12 protein-coding genes are annotated in these 16,454 nt (G+C 40.3%); 1 reads left to right on the forward strand and 11 read right to left on the reverse strand.

Annotation, left to right across the window (positions count from 1 at the left end):
* Positions 1-4: 4 nt before the first annotated feature.
* From AWW67_RS00850 to AWW67_RS00890, 9 genes are read right to left on the reverse strand one after another with little or no spacing between them, the layout of a single operon-like run.
* Entirely contained in the window at positions 5-961 is a 957-nt protein-coding gene (locus AWW67_RS00850) for an L-threonylcarbamoyladenylate synthase (RefSeq protein WP_062299544.1), read from the reverse strand.
* Complete coding sequence (locus AWW67_RS00855; protein WP_062299545.1) at positions 961-1,677, reverse strand: tetratricopeptide repeat protein; 717 nt, start codon at positions 1,675-1,677, stop codon at positions 961-963. The genes AWW67_RS00850 and AWW67_RS00855 overlap by 1 nt, the downstream gene beginning before the upstream one ends.
* Positions 1,678-1,729: 52 nt before the next feature.
* Positions 1,730-4,570: a FlgD immunoglobulin-like domain containing protein gene (locus tag AWW67_RS00860; RefSeq protein WP_062299547.1), complete on the reverse strand. Its 2,841-nt coding sequence runs from the start codon at positions 4,568-4,570 to the stop codon at positions 1,730-1,732.
* Positions 4,571-4,626: 56 nt separating this feature from the next.
* Positions 4,627-5,181, reverse strand: coding sequence for an NUDIX hydrolase (locus tag AWW67_RS00865; protein ID WP_053223696.1), 555 nt, complete (start codon positions 5,179-5,181; stop codon positions 4,627-4,629).
* Entirely contained in the window at positions 5,171-5,539 is a 369-nt protein-coding gene (locus AWW67_RS00870; RefSeq protein WP_260311197.1) for a peptidase associated/transthyretin-like domain-containing protein, read from the reverse strand. The genes AWW67_RS00865 and AWW67_RS00870 overlap by 11 nt, the downstream gene beginning before the upstream one ends.
* Before the next feature lie 10 nt (positions 5,540-5,549).
* Positions 5,550-6,146 (reverse strand): hypothetical protein, encoded by a 597-nt coding sequence (locus AWW67_RS00875; protein ID WP_062299548.1) that lies wholly within the window; start codon positions 6,144-6,146, stop codon positions 5,550-5,552.
* Between the two features lie 6 nt (positions 6,147-6,152).
* Positions 6,153-8,087, reverse strand: coding sequence for a RecQ family ATP-dependent DNA helicase (locus AWW67_RS00880; protein ID WP_062299549.1), 1,935 nt, complete (start codon positions 8,085-8,087; stop codon positions 6,153-6,155).
* 49 nt (positions 8,088-8,136) lie between these two features.
* Positions 8,137-8,919 carry an enoyl-CoA hydratase/isomerase family protein gene (locus AWW67_RS00885; RefSeq protein ID WP_062299551.1) on the reverse strand — a complete coding sequence of 261 codons (783 nt, stop codon included), beginning with the start codon at positions 8,917-8,919 and terminating at the stop codon, positions 8,137-8,139.
* Positions 8,907-10,988, reverse strand: coding sequence for a ComEC/Rec2 family competence protein (locus AWW67_RS00890; RefSeq protein WP_062299553.1), 2,082 nt, complete (start codon positions 10,986-10,988; stop codon positions 8,907-8,909). Before AWW67_RS00890 ends, AWW67_RS00885 begins: the two co-directional genes overlap by 13 nt.
* Positions 10,989-11,137: 149 nt before the next feature.
* Here AWW67_RS00890 and AWW67_RS00895 point away from each other — a divergent pair, with 149 nt between their 5' ends.
* Positions 11,138-11,737 (forward strand): Crp/Fnr family transcriptional regulator, encoded by a 600-nt coding sequence (locus tag AWW67_RS00895; protein ID WP_062299554.1) that lies wholly within the window; start codon positions 11,138-11,140, stop codon positions 11,735-11,737.
* Positions 11,738-11,830: 93 nt separating this feature from the next.
* Here the strand turns inward: AWW67_RS00895 and AWW67_RS00900 are convergent, their stop codons facing one another.
* Together AWW67_RS00900 and AWW67_RS00905 are read right to left on the reverse strand one after the other, a co-directional pair.
* A complete protein-coding gene (locus AWW67_RS00900) occupies positions 11,831-13,171 on the reverse strand; it encodes an alkaline phosphatase family protein (protein WP_062299556.1) in 1,341 nt (446 codons plus the stop codon).
* A gap of 79 nt (positions 13,172-13,250) precedes the next feature.
* Positions 13,251-16,433 carry a TonB-dependent receptor gene (locus AWW67_RS00905; protein ID WP_062299557.1) on the reverse strand — a complete coding sequence of 1,061 codons (3,183 nt, stop codon included), beginning with the start codon at positions 16,431-16,433 and terminating at the stop codon, positions 13,251-13,253.
* Between the last annotated feature and the right edge of the window lie 21 nt (positions 16,434-16,454).

Consider the following 16,454-nt stretch of genomic DNA (forward strand, 5'->3'; position numbering starts at 1 on the left):
TTTTCTATTTTGCTGTTGCCCTTCTTAATCTATCGTTAATGGCTCTGCCTAACCCCATTTCTGGCACAAAACTAACCACAATGGTATGGATATTTGGGTTTTGATCTAATGTTCGTAGGCTTCCAAATAGGTTTTTAGCCGCCTCATTCAAATTTTCACTTTCAGATAATACTATCTGATTTTCAAGCTTAAAACGATGATCTGGTTTACTGAATCCTAAAAATCCGAAAGCAGATAAATCGTTGGCTTCAATATCAAGGTCGTCTATTGCTAGTATTTTCTTTTTAGGTGCGTAATGGCTCTTAAGCATTCCTGGCGCTTGAGGCTGAGAAGAAGAATGCGAATTTACTTCCACCTTACCAATCACTTGTTCAATTTCTTCAATTGATATTCCGCCCAAACGGAGAACTTTTGGCAACTTATCTTCAAAGCTCACAATGGTGGATTCTACTCCAACGCCACACTCTCCTCCATCTAATATATAGTCAATCTTATCTCCTAATTGCTGTTGCACATGCTGGGCAGAAGTTGGACTGATGTAGCCAAAAGGGTTAGCACTAGGAGCGGCCAAAGGGAAATCTAAGCCTTTCAATAATTCTCTAGTGAGCTCGTGGCGTGGCATCCTAACCGCCACGGTGTCTAGCCCAGCGGTTACCAAATCCGAAATTATTGCTTTCTTTTTTAAAAGAATTGTAAGCGGTCCAGGCCAAAACGCATTCGTTAATTGAACTGCCTTTTCTGGCAATTTTTCAGTGAATTCGCTTAACCTTTCAAGGCTGTTTACATGAACTATAAGCGGATCGAATGTAGGCCTGTTCTTGGTTTTAAAAATTTTAGCTACAGCATCAATATTAAAGGCATTCCCTGCCAAACCGTAAACAGTTTCTGTAGGTATGGCCACTAAATCTCCTTGTTCTAGAATAGATTTGGCTGCACTAATATCGACACCAATGATTGCCACTACTGCATACAGTTTTGGCTGATGGCTTCTGATGCTCCTTCAAAATTTAAGGATTCAGCAGTTGATAAATAACTACAGCCATCGGTTCTGTTTTCCAATGCTAATTCGGCAAGCCCCAACCAATAATAAGCTTCGCCATATTGAGGATTCAACTCAATAGCCTTTTTGAAATCATAGATGGCATCATCAGAATTATTAATTCTAAGTTCAGCTTTCCCTTTATTCAAATAAACTAACGGATTATTGGCATCAAATCGTAAAGCAAATTCAAAATCGAAAAGTGCCCGGTCGAATTCACCATACTTAAAAAGAATTGCTCCTCGGTTTATGTATAAATCTGCAACATTGGGTTGAAGTAAAATCGCTCGGTCTAAATCCAGCATTGCTCCTTGGTCATCAGAAAGCAAGCGCCTTGTGTTCGACCTGTTATAATACGCTCTATAATCTGTGCTATCTACTCTTATGGCTTGGCCAAATGTAATTGCTGATTCATCTAACTCATTAATTCTTAGCAAGGCTACTCCTTTGGCATTAAGGGCAGTGTAATTATTACTGTTTTTCTCAAGTGCTTTGTTGAATAATTTTATGGCTTCGGCATAAGATTCTTGCCCCATTAAATTTCTTCCCTCTTCTACTAACTGCTCTTCGCTTTTTCCGCAAGAAGACAGAGCAAGTAAAAAAGACAAACAGATTACTCCCTTAAGTATAGATTTCATGATTGTGATTTAGGCTGCAAAGATACGATCCACAGGTTGTTTCCAAAATGAATTATTCCCTAGAATATATCACCTTCTGAACTTTGATTTCGCCCTGATATTCCATACGAATCAAATAGATGCCAGGAGGAACTGGGCTATTCTTAACGTCTGTTCCATCCCAAAAAATTTCGTTTTCACCTTGAAAGCCAAGCCCTAAAGCAATTGTTTTCACCAGCTTTCCATCAGTGTTGTAAACCCTGGCCCTTACCATATCGGTTTCGGGCAATGTATAGTTTATAGCAATATTGTCTGTGAATGGATTGGGAAAAGCATTTTCGACCACCAAACCATTGCCGCTCTGTATAGCAGGCTCTGGAACAACTCCGTTAATTTGGCTTTGGTACACCCCATTTCCGTGTGTTGCGGCCACAATTCTTCCATCCGACCTACGGTAATCAAGCATATTTACAGGTACATTTCCTATGGACTGTTCACCTTCTTGTAACCAAATAGTGCTTTCACCATTTAAGGCGGTGGTGCTAAAAACCCCCACACTGGTGGCTAAATAATACTCTGTTACCCCATCGTTTTTCGGAACAATTTCTGCCCAGCGTACCGATGGCCCTCCTCCCAATCCAGAGGGAGCTTCTTCTAGGTTTCCAGAAATATCTTCAAAGGTTGCGCCTCCATCTACCGACCTAAAAACACTTTTTACTTGGTAATTTGAAAACACCACCACGATTTCATTGGCGTTGGTTGGGTTTACCGCTATAGAATTAACATAAGCACCTGAAGGGAAAATATTTGAAGTTCTTTCACTTACCGTATAGCCATTAGAGTTTGCAAAATCCATTCTGAATACCTGTCCTACGGATGTTCCATAATAGAGAATATTCTCTTGGTCAGAAGAGGTTTCGATGGCAGAAATGGAACCGGAAGCAATCTTTGTTATTTCCAGCCTTTCCCAGTTAACATCAGTTTTGGTTTGTTCACCTGAAGGAATCTGACTTAGATTTCTGTTTCTCCATAAATAATTACCCCCTGCAAAAAACATCCTGTTTCCATTATTCCGATCGAGCACATAAGGGTTGATAAAAAGAATAGGCTGAGAAGGGTCAGCACCAGCACCTGAAGGGTCTACACGAGCAAAAGAAGAAAGCGAGTAATTACGGTTTAGGGTAAGCCTATACACTTGCCCATTTTGAAAAGAAGTGTAATAGTTAATCCCAAATCTGGTAGAAGCGGTGAAGCCGCCATCTCCCCCAATCAGTCTTACGCCATTATTATTTTCACCAATGGTTGAAAGAATACTGCCATTGTCTTGTAAACCTCCAAACGCAAAGTTATCGGCTGGAGATTGGCTCATGGTTATGGTGTAGTATTGGGTAGTGATATAACCGTTGTTGAGCGATTCATAAACTACAGGACTGGCCAAATTGTTAGTTGTTTTGAAAAGTCCGCCATCGTTGGCTGAAATCATCACATTTGGGTTAGAAGGAAGAAAAACCAAATCATGTTGGTCGGGGTGATGATTCGGATAACTGCTATTTCCTTCCTCATCTGGATTATATCCACCTATCCACGTCACATTTGTTTTGGTAGCAAAACCATCTGTCGATCTATAAATATTCGTTCCCCCTACGAAAACTGTATTTTCATCAGCAGGATGAACCCTCACAAATAAATCGTAGGAACTTTGTGAATCAAATGATTCAATTTCTTCATCGGTGCCATCGGGTAAATTCGCAGACCTATCGTCAATAGCGCCAGTAGCATTGTTGTATTTTAACAGTTTGTGGCCTTGACCTGTATCGGAAAGGAAGTAAACGATGTTCGGATTGCTCAATGAAGCTCCTATTTCTGTACGTCTATATGCTAAGTTTGAGTGAACCACAATCCTCGTCCAATTCACCCCATCATCAGATTTATAAATTCCCGCAAGCGGAGAAAAAGCACTGGCTGTATTTGTAGATCGGCTTAATGAAGCGTAAAAAACTCCATTGGCAGCTCTATACACTTCGGTATAAAAAATGGCTGGAACATCATTCAAATCAACATTATTCCCCACTTCATACAGCGAATTTCCCAACACCGTAGCCCAAGTTTGGCCGCCATTGGCTGAGCGTACAATTCCTCCATAAATGGCAGCAATGATTTCATCATTAGCACTATTTGGGTTTAAGGTGATGTCCCAAACGTACATGAATGGAGAATTGAATTTTTCTGGATTATTCACTTGGGTGGAAGGCAAAGGCTGCCAATTAAGTCCTCCATCGGTAGATTTATAAATTCCATCTCCGCGAAATGGTGCTCCCGGTGAACGCGTTGAATTCCCCACTAATTCGCCCGTACCATAATACCAGACATTCTCCTTTCCTGGCCGGGTATCTTGAACAATGCAGGTTACGCTGTGCAACTGATCAGACTTAGTAGTTTTTGTCCAGCTTTGGCCGCCATTGGTAGATCGCCAAACGCCTCCGGAAACTCCAGCAGCTAAAATTATATTTTCATTAGTAACATCTATAGCCACCGCTCTTGTTCTTCCGCCTATATTATTGGGTCCTAGAGAATTCCATGTAAGCAAGCTAGGAGCGTTTTGAGAATTCGCTCCTGCAGCCCTCATTTTCAATCGGTTGAGATTGGCTTTCAGTTTAAAATCCTGAACAAATTCATTTTCCATTTCACGCATATTGACTGGAATTTCATTTGTTTCTGGGTTAGCCAGCATCTGATGAATATATTCACTTCTTTGCTGTACGTTTTCTCTTGAAAAGAATTCTGCTCTAGCTGTTGGAGGCTCTACGGTTATCTCTTTATCGTTCGACTTCGGAACAAACACGAACACCAAGGCCACAAGAGACCAGAGTACAACAAGACTCAGAATTAAAGTGGATTTTTTGCTAAACTTCATCAAAGATAAATATAGGGCACTCAAGCAATTTTATTGCATAGAAGTATGGTTTTCAACTAAATAAATTGCTTTGTTTTGGCATACATACGCATTAAAGAAGGCTCGTGACTTATTTTTTCCTTCAGGTTACTGAAATGAATCCACTTTAAGTCGTTTGATTCGTGATTTAATTGTGGAACTGCCCTTTCTGGCGCTACAAGCAAAAACCGAACATCATAATGCTCATGTTCAGGCACTTCCTTCCTTTCAGGAATGGTATGAATGTCCAAATCAAATATTTGGTTTGAAGCGAAAACGAAACCTGAAATACCAGTTTCCTCCTCAGCTTCTTTTAAGGCCACTGCCCTCACGTTTTCATCGCCATCGGCATGACCGCCCGGCTGCAACCATTTGTTTAATTTGGCGTGATGTAGCAACAATATAGAATCTCGCTGATGGTTCAGAATCCAAGCAGATGCTGTTATATGCCCCATCAGCAAAGACCTTTCAAAGCAATTTTCATAATTACTAAGCAGGCTTTCAAACCTAGGTTTGAAAGCCTGCTCTTCTTTATATTCAGATTGGTATTCCTTAATTTCTGTAAGGAGTTTTTCTCTTAAATTAAACTCCATCAGAAATCACAATATTGGCTTTGTTCAACTTATTTTTCTCAAGCTTGCTTACAATTTCTCCACCACCAGCATTGTCCATATCGCCTTTTCTAACCAAAACATAGTAAGGAATGGCGTCTAGTTTTTTGAAAGTAACTTGCCCCTTGTTATTGGTCAATTGCGCGGGCTGCACTGCATTTTTCTCAGCATTATAATCTGCTTGAGTTTTATAGATTGTCACTTTAGCTCCCTCTACTATATTACCAAGCTCATCTAAGACTGTAATTTTAAGTTTGGTGTTAAAAATTTGAGTTGGCTGCCCAGAAGGTGTAAATAAGCTTCCAAAAATCAATGTTAGGGTAATCAATACAGATTTCATTCTTTTTAAATTAGAGGTTTCGGTCAAACAATTTTTCAATAAACTCCTCGAAAGGTAAAGCTTCGGAATATAAACGATCTTGATAGATATTGGCCATCAATTTTATATAACTGGGCTTTCGATCGATCATAACGTATTCGATGAGAATATTACCGTAAAGTTGGTTGGTTTTTTTTTCTTCCTGTTCCAAAGCCTGAGGTTTTAAATACCATTTTTCAATCACCTCTTCAAAAGATTCCCTATCAATGATTCTACGGTCGTTTTGTGCCAGTCTGTAATCGAACTCAAGTGTTTTCTCTTTCAAATAATCGAATAAGTTTCTGAAGTCATCACTTGATATTTCATGGTCATAAGTAACCGCAAAACCGTTAGAATACTTGGTTTCTAGCAAGTGAAGATTGAGTTTTGCTACTATACCTTTCTTTTTCAGATGGTAAGCATTATAGATTTCAGTCAGTAATTCAGTCCTTTTATGGCTATCCGCCCAAGCTAGAAAACTTTCAGATTCTCGACTGGTTCTTTCCAATGTTTCATGGATTAACTCAGCCGGACCTTCTGCCTTCCCTTTAAAAATCTTATTATATATGTCGTCAAAAAAACTCATCATCAATATTTAAGTACCCTTCCTGCCCTTTTCTAGCTTCCCAAATTCGTCAAACTTCAAAACTCCATGATCGACCAGTTCAGCTACAAGCGTTGTCAATAAATTTTTGTTTTCAGGCGCTATAGCATTCACCAAACCATTCACATCCAAGTCGGTAGATTGGCCTAGTAAAGAGAATATTTGTGTTTCATATTTTGCTCTCAATTTTAGCTCTTCAGCCTTTCTTTTATTATGAACACAGTTGTCGCAAACCAAGCAAGGATCATAATTCACCTCACCAAAATATTCTAGTAATTGCTGTGTTCGGCAGCGCTCTTCATTGTGTAAATAAGCAATTACTGATTCCATTTTAGCAGTAATCAGCTTACGCCTACTTTCAATTTGATGGTTATCGATTGGCAACTTATCAGCTGGATATTTCGGCATTAAAAAGGACAACTGCGGCTGATCTTTTTGAGGAATATATTCCAGCACCTCACGCTCATGAAGGTGTTTCAGCATTTTTCGGCAAGCATCTACTGTAAGTCCTAAATTGGCCGCTAGATTATTCTCTTGAATAATGATCAGGTTGTTATAAACTTCTCCACCGTAAAGCCGAAGAATGGCTTTGATTAACGGGTCAAACTGGGCGTTTGCAATCTGAAATTCATACATGAGTTTTTGGTTCAACCCAAACATTAATCGTGAAGGCTGATAAAAAGACTCACTCAATAAAATCGCTCCTTGAGACTCTAACACTTTAATACCATTGAAAATCTCCATCGGGTGTCGATCGAAATTTTTGGAAAAGGTTTGGAAATCGAAATCGAAGCTATCTTGTGGATGACTGCCATTGGCCAACTGATAATAGTTGCCCAACATTTGATAAACCTCTCGGATCAATTTCACATCGGGCAGTGAATTCTTTGTTTTCTTTCGTAATTCCTCTATGTCCTTCTGGTGGCATATAATTACCGCATAAGCTTTCTTCTCATCACGACCAGCCCTTCCTGCTTCTTGATAATAAGCTTCTAGATTTCCAGGCAAATCCATGTGAACCACTACCCGAACATCTGGTTTGTCGATTCCCATTCCAAAGGCATTGGTAGAAACAATGACTTTTGTACGATTGTGAATCCAGTTTTCTTGTTTCAAGCTTCGTTCTTCATGCGTTAAGCCAGCATGGTAAAAATCAGCACTGATGTGGCTTCTTTGCAGCATTAGAGCCAGTTCCTTGGCGTGTCTTCGGGTACTCACATACACCACCGCAGATCCACGCACTCGATTCAGTACTTCTAAAAGTTTTCTTTCCTTATGTTCTTCAAACCGAACTGAATAAGAAAGATTGGCCCTGGCAAAACTCTTGGTGAATACTTTCTTGTTCCTGAATTCTAGTTTTTCCTGAATATCAGCTTTTACCTTTTCAGTTGCGGTTGCCGTCAAGGCCATAATTGGCGTTTCGGGCAAAAGCTCACGTATGGCAGCAATTTCTAAGTAAGCCGGGCGGAAATCATAGCCCCATTGCGAAATACAATGTGCTTCGTCTACCGCAATTAAATTGACACCACGAGTATCGCGAACAATCTTGATCCGCTCCTGAAAAAGCTCGGTTTTCAACCTTTCAGGCGAAACATAAAGAAACTTGATATCGGCATTGACACAATTGTCTAGAGCAAAATCAATCTCGCGCTTGGACATTCCCGCATGAAGGGATTCGGCCGAAACACCTCTCCTTTTCAATTGATACACTTGATCTTTCATCAGGGCGATGAGGGGAGAAATAACGACACAAAGTCCATCATTTACCAATGCAGGAATCTGAAAACAAATGGACTTACCACCACCGGTTGGCAGTAAAGCAAGCACATCGTTGCCTTCCAGCGAAGCATTGATAATATCTTCCTGCAAAGGCCTAAAGGCATTATAGCCCCAGTATTTTTTAAGAATGTTTAGCCCTTGGTTCATTAAGAGTGAAGATAAAGATTAATTTGAACGAGACCTGTTTAGTTTCATTCTACCATAAAATCTTTTCCTTATTCAGAAAAGCGGCAATTCCCTTTTGGCAGTCTTCCGAGGCTCGGGCTTTCGCGTTCATTTCGGCAGCGTAGTTTAAGCCTTCTTCCACATCCATACTTTGCACGGCTGCAATCATTTGCTTGGTGAAAGCCATAGACTGACCAGAGTTTTTCTGAACCAACATTTGAGCAAAATTGGCCACTTCCATATCCAAGTCAATGGCCTCCACTACTGTATTCACCAAACCCATGGATTCGGCCAGTTCGGCTGGAATTAACTCACCGGTAAGCAATAGCGATTTCGCCTTTCCTTCTCCTATTTTTCGAAGCAAGAAAACCTTCACAATGGCTGGAATAAAACCAATACGCACTTCGGTATAACCAAATTTGGCTTCGGGTACAGTGAATGAAAAATCGCAAACCGTAGCCAAACCACAACCGCCAGCAATGGCATGCCCTTGAATTTTGGCAATCACCACTTTTGGGTGCTGATAGATTTGTAAGAAAAGCTCTTTCAAATGATTTGAATCGGCCAAATTTTCTTCGAAAGTGTTATTCTGAAGTTGCTGTAAATAGGCCAAGTCGGCACCTGCGCAAAAGGAATCACCAGCGGCATCCAATACAATGACCTTGGCGTTTTCATCCTCTTCTGCTTGAGCAAATGCCTGCTTAAGTTGTGTTACCATTTCGGCATTTAAGGCATTTCTTTTTTCGGGACGGTTAAGGGTAATCGTGGCAACGCGGTTGGCCACTTGGTATTTCACTAAAGTCATTTCTTCCATATTCTTGAATAATAGCCATCGCGATAGATGGAGTGTACTTTCAAATTTAGCGTTTCTGCCTGATTTGTGAGCTTATCGGCCAAGAACTTCCGATTTGATTTGTCGATGATTAATTCTTTAAACTCGAAATTCCCTTCTAATTCAGCTAGATCGTAAACACTTTCATTTGAAAGAATGAGGTAATCCACCTCCACCGGCCTTTCAAATTCAACCTTGATTTTTTGATTAAGTTTAAAAATTCGCTGGCCTTGAAAAACAATCCACTGGTGTCCATTCAAATCTTCAATCGCTAATTCTAATTGATCTTCGGACGGAAGAAGGCTGCTACCCGCTAATTGTCTTTGGGGTTCTAAATGGAACTGAATTCGATCTAAATTTTGTGAGAATGAAGTATCGGCCACCAGCTTACTTTTATTCCCAACCCTAAAATCCAAAACCGATTCTCCGGAAACGTTTAACACACTGAACTCTGCATTTCTATAGTCGCTCCAATGACTGACCTGACTAAACACAAAAGCGAAGCAAAAAAACATTGCCCACATCAAGTATTTGAATTGCCTTTCTGCCAATAAAATGATAAGCATTAGAATGACAGCATAAACCAGCCATGTTTCACCGGTGGTTAAATGAATGCCATCTAAAGTACTACCCGGAAGCCACCTTACCCAATGCACCAGCCAATTTACGATTCGAACGAAGGATTCTGTGAGCCAATTTACGGCTTCACCCAAATATGGAATTCCACCCAAGACCAGTACCGCCAAACCCATAATAAGCATGGCAAAAGCGGCAGGAATTACGAACAAATTGGAGAACAAAAAGTAGCTCGGAAATTGATGAAAATATAGAATACTCAAAGGAGCGGTCGCAATTTGAGCTGCTAAGGAAACACAACTAATTGCCCATATTTTATCTAGCCAATAATTATGAATATCGAATAAATTGTAAAACTTAGGTTGAAGGTATACGATACCAAAAACGGCCAAATACGACAACTGGAAACCTACGCTCATGATCAAATAGGGGTTCCAACAAAGCAGCACAAAAGCAGACGCAGCTAAGGTATTATAAATGCTGCTATTGGTGTTTTTCGCTTTGGCAATGGCCACAAATGAGAACATTGTGACAGCCCGAAGCACAGACGGTGAAAGGCCAGTAATGAATGCGTAGCACCACAAAAGCACAATGCTAATAATGGCCATCCACCAGCGCCTTTTCCAAGTATTCAGTTTAAGTCGCTTAAAAATCAGGAGGATAATTCCGTAGATAATACCCACATGCAAACCCGAAACGGCCAAAACATGCATAGCGCCTGCTGCCGAAAATGAGGTTTGAAGCTCTGTATCCAGTTCATCTTTCACCCCCAAAGTAATGGCCAACAAAACACCTCTGGCATCAGGGTCTGAAATTCTGGCTTTGAGTAATTCGGCACATTGATTTCTGATTTTAATTGATGTCGCAATAGGCCATTTCCACCAAGGAACATCACGCCCAAGTAATTGAAAATTCTCTCCAATAAATTGTTGATGGAAGATATTATTATACACTAGATAGTTTTTGAAGTTGAATTCGCCCGGATTGGCAGGCTCTTCGGTAAGGTTTGGCGAACCTTTCACCAAAAGTATATCGCCATACTGAAGGTTGTTGCCAGCTTCTTTACTGACATAGGCATTTACATAACCCGAAGCTGCTTGCCATTTCTCGGCAAGCGCATCAGTGACCTCAAGCCGAACATTGATCGAGTTGGCCTTTATGGCTGGTTCCTCATATATCACCGCGCGGTAAGCTTCAATATCTTGGTTGATGTGTAGCAAATGGTAGGAAGAATTATCGACTCTGTGTTCTTTCAGCCGAAGAAAACCCGAACAAAAAAGGATGACCAAAACCAAAATAGAGAGCACATACTGAAAGCGTATGGAGTTGCGGAGCGCCAGAAAAACATAGACAATGAAAAGCGTAATAGGTAACCAAACCTTAATATCAATCCATTCATGACCATAATGGTAAACAACCACCCCAAGGATAAAGGCAGCAGTGAATCGAATAAATGGAAACGAATTAAAATTCACACAATCAAAATAAATATTTGGTTTATTATAATGAAGTAATTACTGGAAAATACTGAAACCATTCATCCAAAGTAAAGAAAGCATAACACTATAATTCACTTCTGTTCTTTCTCAATCTCTAAATTTGACCTAACTCAACAGCCTAAACTATGAACTTGATCGAGCTTCTGCGTTCGTCTAATGCTTATCCATTAGAAAGATTGATAAAGGAAGTCTATGTAGCTAAGGATCAACAAATTTACCAACCTGGCCAACACACGAACTCTATTTATGAGATTGTATCTGGAGCCGTAAAATTGGGCAGCTACGGAAGCCAAGGGCAAGATATTACCTATGATATTCTGAGCGCGCCCGACACCTTTGGGAATTTGAAATACTTAAACGGACAGTTTTTTGAATTCGCAAAAACAATAATCCCTTGTCATTTACGTGTTTATCCTCTCGATTTTTTTAAACAAATTATTGTTGAGGACCCAGCTGTTTCCGAGTGGTTCAACAAAAATGCAGTAAGGCGATGGAGTATTGCTGAAGCACGCCTATTCAGTATTCGTTCGGCCAATAGTATTGAACGACTGCAAGTAATTTACAATGATTTTGACAGAGAGGTTTTAGACTCAGAGAATAAAAAACATCACCTTTTTTCATTGCTCACTAAACAGGAAATAGGTGATTTGACAGGCATGACACGCCAAACCGTAAGTCAGATTATTAAAAAGTTAAAACCTATTAGGTTAAAGAAAACTGCATAACACATTATTTGTATTGTAAAAAAGGGGATCGTAGCGCCCCCCTTCTTACTGCAGCATTTCCAATTAGCAAAACAAACAAACCAGAAGTAATACTTATTTCTTTTCGAGAATACCTGGAAACAGAACTCCGTCAGGTGCTGCGAAATCTAGCCCTAATAAAGCTGCGATTACAGGCGCAACATCTTCCAAACCCATTTTGTGTACAAGCTTACCTTTGGTAACACCAGCTCCCCAAGCTACAAAACCAGTTTCAATTTGTTTGAAGTCTGGAAAATATCCGTGCGTTCCGCCTGAACCTCTTTTCAAATCATCGCCAGAAGCTGAACCAGACATCGCTACGCCTGGTATTGGCGCTATGGCCAAAAACGCATTTGGATCGGCACCTACTTGAGCCAATTCTTCTTTCGACACTACTCTAAAAAGCTTTTTAGTTTTCTCAGGTAGGTCATTTAAAATCTGCTTTACCTGATTTAAGGTTTTAGTATCCTTAGGATCTTTCAACATTAAAAAAGCAGCTGCGCCAGAAGTGTGAAAAGCGGCTTTCCAATTTCCGCGATCTTTGGCAGTAGACATTAAGCCTGCATTTGCCAACCAAACATTAGGGCTCAAAAGTGAATGCACATCCACAAAACCATGATCTCCAGAAATGATAAAAGTTGTTTTATCAAGAATTCCAGCTCTTTCTGCGGCTTCCTTGATTTTGCCAATCGCCCTGTCGGCTGCGGCTACAGCAAAAGGCACCATTTCACCGTCTCTTCCGCCTTGGTGCTGAAAATGATCGGTACCAATTAAGTGTAATGCGATGAAATTTGGCTTGTGCTTTTCTAACACATAAGCAGCCATTTCACCTGTTCTATCTTCTCTATTAAAAAACTCACCGTTAAACGTGGTGTTGCTCATTTTCCCTAAAACCTCTCTTTCAAGTTCTTCGAAAAAGCCATTAGGAATATCTTTATCGCGCATAGGTTCAATACGGTCCGTTCCTTCTTTTAAATACCAGTATTCCGGAATATTATAGTCGATAGGCGCATCTACTGAAACAGGCCAGATAAAAGCTGCTGATTTCATTCCTTTCGCTCGAACTGCGTCCCAAAGAGTTGGTACTTTGATTTCGTTTTCATACCAATACCAAGCACCCGTTTGACCCTTTTCTTCAAATGGCGAGTTGTAATAAATGCCATGACGGGCTGGTTTTGCCCCTGTAATTAAAGTTGTATGAGACGGATAGGTTACCGAAGGATAAACACCACGAACGCCTTCTGCTTTTGTTCCGTTTTCGGCCATCCATTTTAAGTTTGGCGCAGGCCATTTGGCCTCCATGTAGAAATCGGGGCGAAACCCATCAATTGAGACCAAAACTACATGTTCTGATTGCTGAGCTTTTAAACATAAACCTAAAAGCATCACTAATACTAATACTGTATATTTTCTCATGTTATATCTATTTAAAAGTAAGGAGCAGAGGCTTTCACCCCTACTCCTAGCACTCTAATCTATCTATTTTGAAAAACCATTATTGGCCGAAAGTATAACGTAAACCTACTTGAACTCTCCATGGTGTTCCGTTGATTGGCTCGTTACCAGCGCCAGTTTGCACTGAATAGTTATAAGACTTGGCTAATTGATCAAAGCCTGTGATTCGCATCAACTCTAAATTTCTGCTATATACGTGGCTGTTACCTTTTGAACTATCTAAGAAGTTTGCAAAGTTGAATAGGTCGGCAGAGAGCTCTAAACCATGACCGTTCGCTAACTTAATTTTCTTCAACAAACGAAGATCAATGTTGGCATAAAACCCATTAACACCTGCATTTCTTTCAGCAAAACGACCGAAGTTATCTTGTAAGTAATCTTTGAAATTCTGCGGTACATCTGGATTGTTTAAAATATCCATATAACCATCTTTAATGGCTTGTGATGTATTTGCATCGTTCGGATCAAAGATGTAAGCCTGATCGTTTGACAGGTTGAAGTCACCATTTGCACTTCTGTTGTTGTTATCCACCACAAAGTTGAAAGGACTTCCGCCAGAGCCTGTAATTGTAGCCCCTAGTACAAAACCGTGGAAAGAAGGTGACGCAGTGTTTACTACAAATTTCGAACGGAAGTTGTTGTCAGAATAACCGTAGTTCAAATCTCTTGGATCGCCAGTTACTGGTAAGAAAGTAGAAGTGTTGGCCACACAGCAGTTATATGAAGAATTGTCCTTAGAGCTATTTCTTGTGTATGAAATATTAAAGTATCCGTCTTTTCCTACCTGAGCAGAACCAGAAATAATAATCGCATGCTGCTTAACTTCTCCGTCAGATTCTAACACTAAAGCTCTACCTACTTGGTTCGAAATTCTACTGTTCGTCCAGTCGGTAATGCCGCTTGCTGTAATGGTGTTTGCAGGCACAAATACTTCTCTACCTTCATTGGTTACAAAGAATGGATCTTTCACCAAGTTAGCTTCCTGATAAACGTAGTTGTTGGTGGTTTTACTTGCCAAATAGTTTACAGAAACTGAATATTTATCACCAAAGTAGTGGGTGTAATCAATGTTGAATTTAGCCGTAGTTGGCACTTCAAAATTATCGCCTACAGCGTTAATCGTACTGAAAGGCACTTGACCAGCTGGTACGCCCGGCACAGTGCTTGGGTCGTTTCTGTAGGCATTGAAATCAGGTGTTGGAACATCGGCACCCGTTACATCAATTGCACCAAGCAAGGTTCCTGAGTTTTGAATATTATTTACCTGGGCATAGTAATGCGGCTGAGAGTTGAAGATACCACCACCTAATTTGATGATGTCTGAATCTTTACCTCCAATGTTCCAAATTCCTTGAAGTCTTGGCTGGATATTGTCTAAATCTTGTGGACGATTGTCTGTTCTAATTCCCAATTCATTAAATACTGTTTGGTTGAATTCGGCAGCTTCAGTAAAGATTGTTCCATCCCATCTTACACCAGCAATCACTTCTAAATCTTTGTGCAAACTAAATTCTGCTTGCGCAAAAAGAGACAAATCCAAAACGGTTTGTTTTACAATTGGCAAACCTTGCAATGGCACCTCTCTAGCATAACGGCTTGGTGTTAAATTCTCAAAATCATCTAGCGAGTCGAAGAAGAAACGACCATTTTGCTCATTCGAAAGTAAGGTTTCCAAATAGGTAATCATGTTGTCTGTTCCGAAAGTGAAATTCACATTTCCTCTTGACAAATAAGCCGTATTGGTAAACTGAATCATGTTCTCCAAGTTAGTTTCAGGAGAATAACGCTGACCTCCCAATTGAACAGTTCTGCTGGCCGAAGATCCATTCGGAAGTGTAGACTGAACGTTTACAATTGCCCTTGGAATGTTTGAAGAAGGCAATTGTGAGCTTGGGTTGTAAGCTCTTTCAGCATGCTGATACTGCAATTTAAACTCATTCGTAAAGTTAGGGTTGAAAGCCGATCGCAATGATACACCCAAAGTGTTCTCTTGAGAGTTAAAATCAGAGTAACTTTCAGCCAATTCAAAACTAGAGTTATCGCTAGTACCGAACGGGTTTGTGTATTTGTTGTAATTATTTCTGATGGTCAATCGGTGAATGTTATTTAACTGCCAGTCAACGCGGGCAAAGAAGGTACTTGCTTCAGAAGAACGCTCAAATTGACCAACCTGCTGGTCATTGCTCAAACCGTATTTGGCTCTCGCTATTTGTAGGTAACGGTCCAAATTGGCTTTAGTCAAACCAGATCTGTTCTCATCGTCAGCAGTTTGAATATCAGCAATAAACAATGGATCGGTTGCTTCTTGCCTTTCGAACACTGCGAAAAAGTGAACTTTATCCTTAATGATTGGCCCACCTAAACTCACACCATATTGTGTATTATTGAAGTCGGCAGTTCTTGGATTTTCTCTAATATCAAGATCGTTTTGAAGCTTATCGTTTCTATGGTAAACAAAAGCACTTCCTTGCAAATCATTGGTACCCGATTTTGTAACTGCCTTAATAGCACCACCGCCTTGTCGGCCTTGCGTTACATCATAATCATTTGTTGAAATTTCAAAAGTTCTAATCGCTTCCTGCGAAATGGTATATGGACCTTGTCCGATTTCACCAGCGGTTAAAGTATTTCTAGCGTTCAAACCATCAATAGTAACTCCAGTTGAAGTTCTTCTCTGTCCTCCCAAATTCAAGCTTCCTCCGCCTTGCAATGGAGATAAACTCACCAAACGAGTAAAGTTTCTTCCTTCAGAAGGTAGGTTTTGAATTTGCTGAGTACTTACAATAGTAGCCTCCCCTTGTCTGTCGATAGAAGAACGGATTTGATCGCCAGTTACCACAATGGTTTCCATTTCTGTAACCGTCTCAGATAATTCGAAGTTGATTTTTAGCTGGTCGCCTTGGTTTACCATAAAACCTTCCTTCTTTTTTGAGCCATAGCCCACAAAAGAAGCGGTGATCTCGTAAGGCCCACCTAATGGCACCTGAATAAAACGATATTCACCATTAGCATTGGTTATTGTTCCTGTTTGAAAACCAGTGGCTGTATTCTTTACAAGAATGGTGGCACTTGGTAAAGTACTACCATCTGTAGCTGTGATAACGCCCTGAATTGTAGCATCAGTTGCTTGCGCTAGGGATTGAAAAACCGTGAAGGTCAACAATAGTAAGGCTATCCCCAGTTGCCTACTATTGGTTTTGATTAGGTAGAATTTAAGTCTCATAGTGTTGTTTTTTGCGCAAAA

Source organism: Roseivirga seohaensis (assembly GCF_001592945.1).
GTDB classification, from domain to species: Bacteria; Bacteroidota; Bacteroidia; order Cytophagales; family Cyclobacteriaceae; genus Roseivirga; species Roseivirga seohaensis.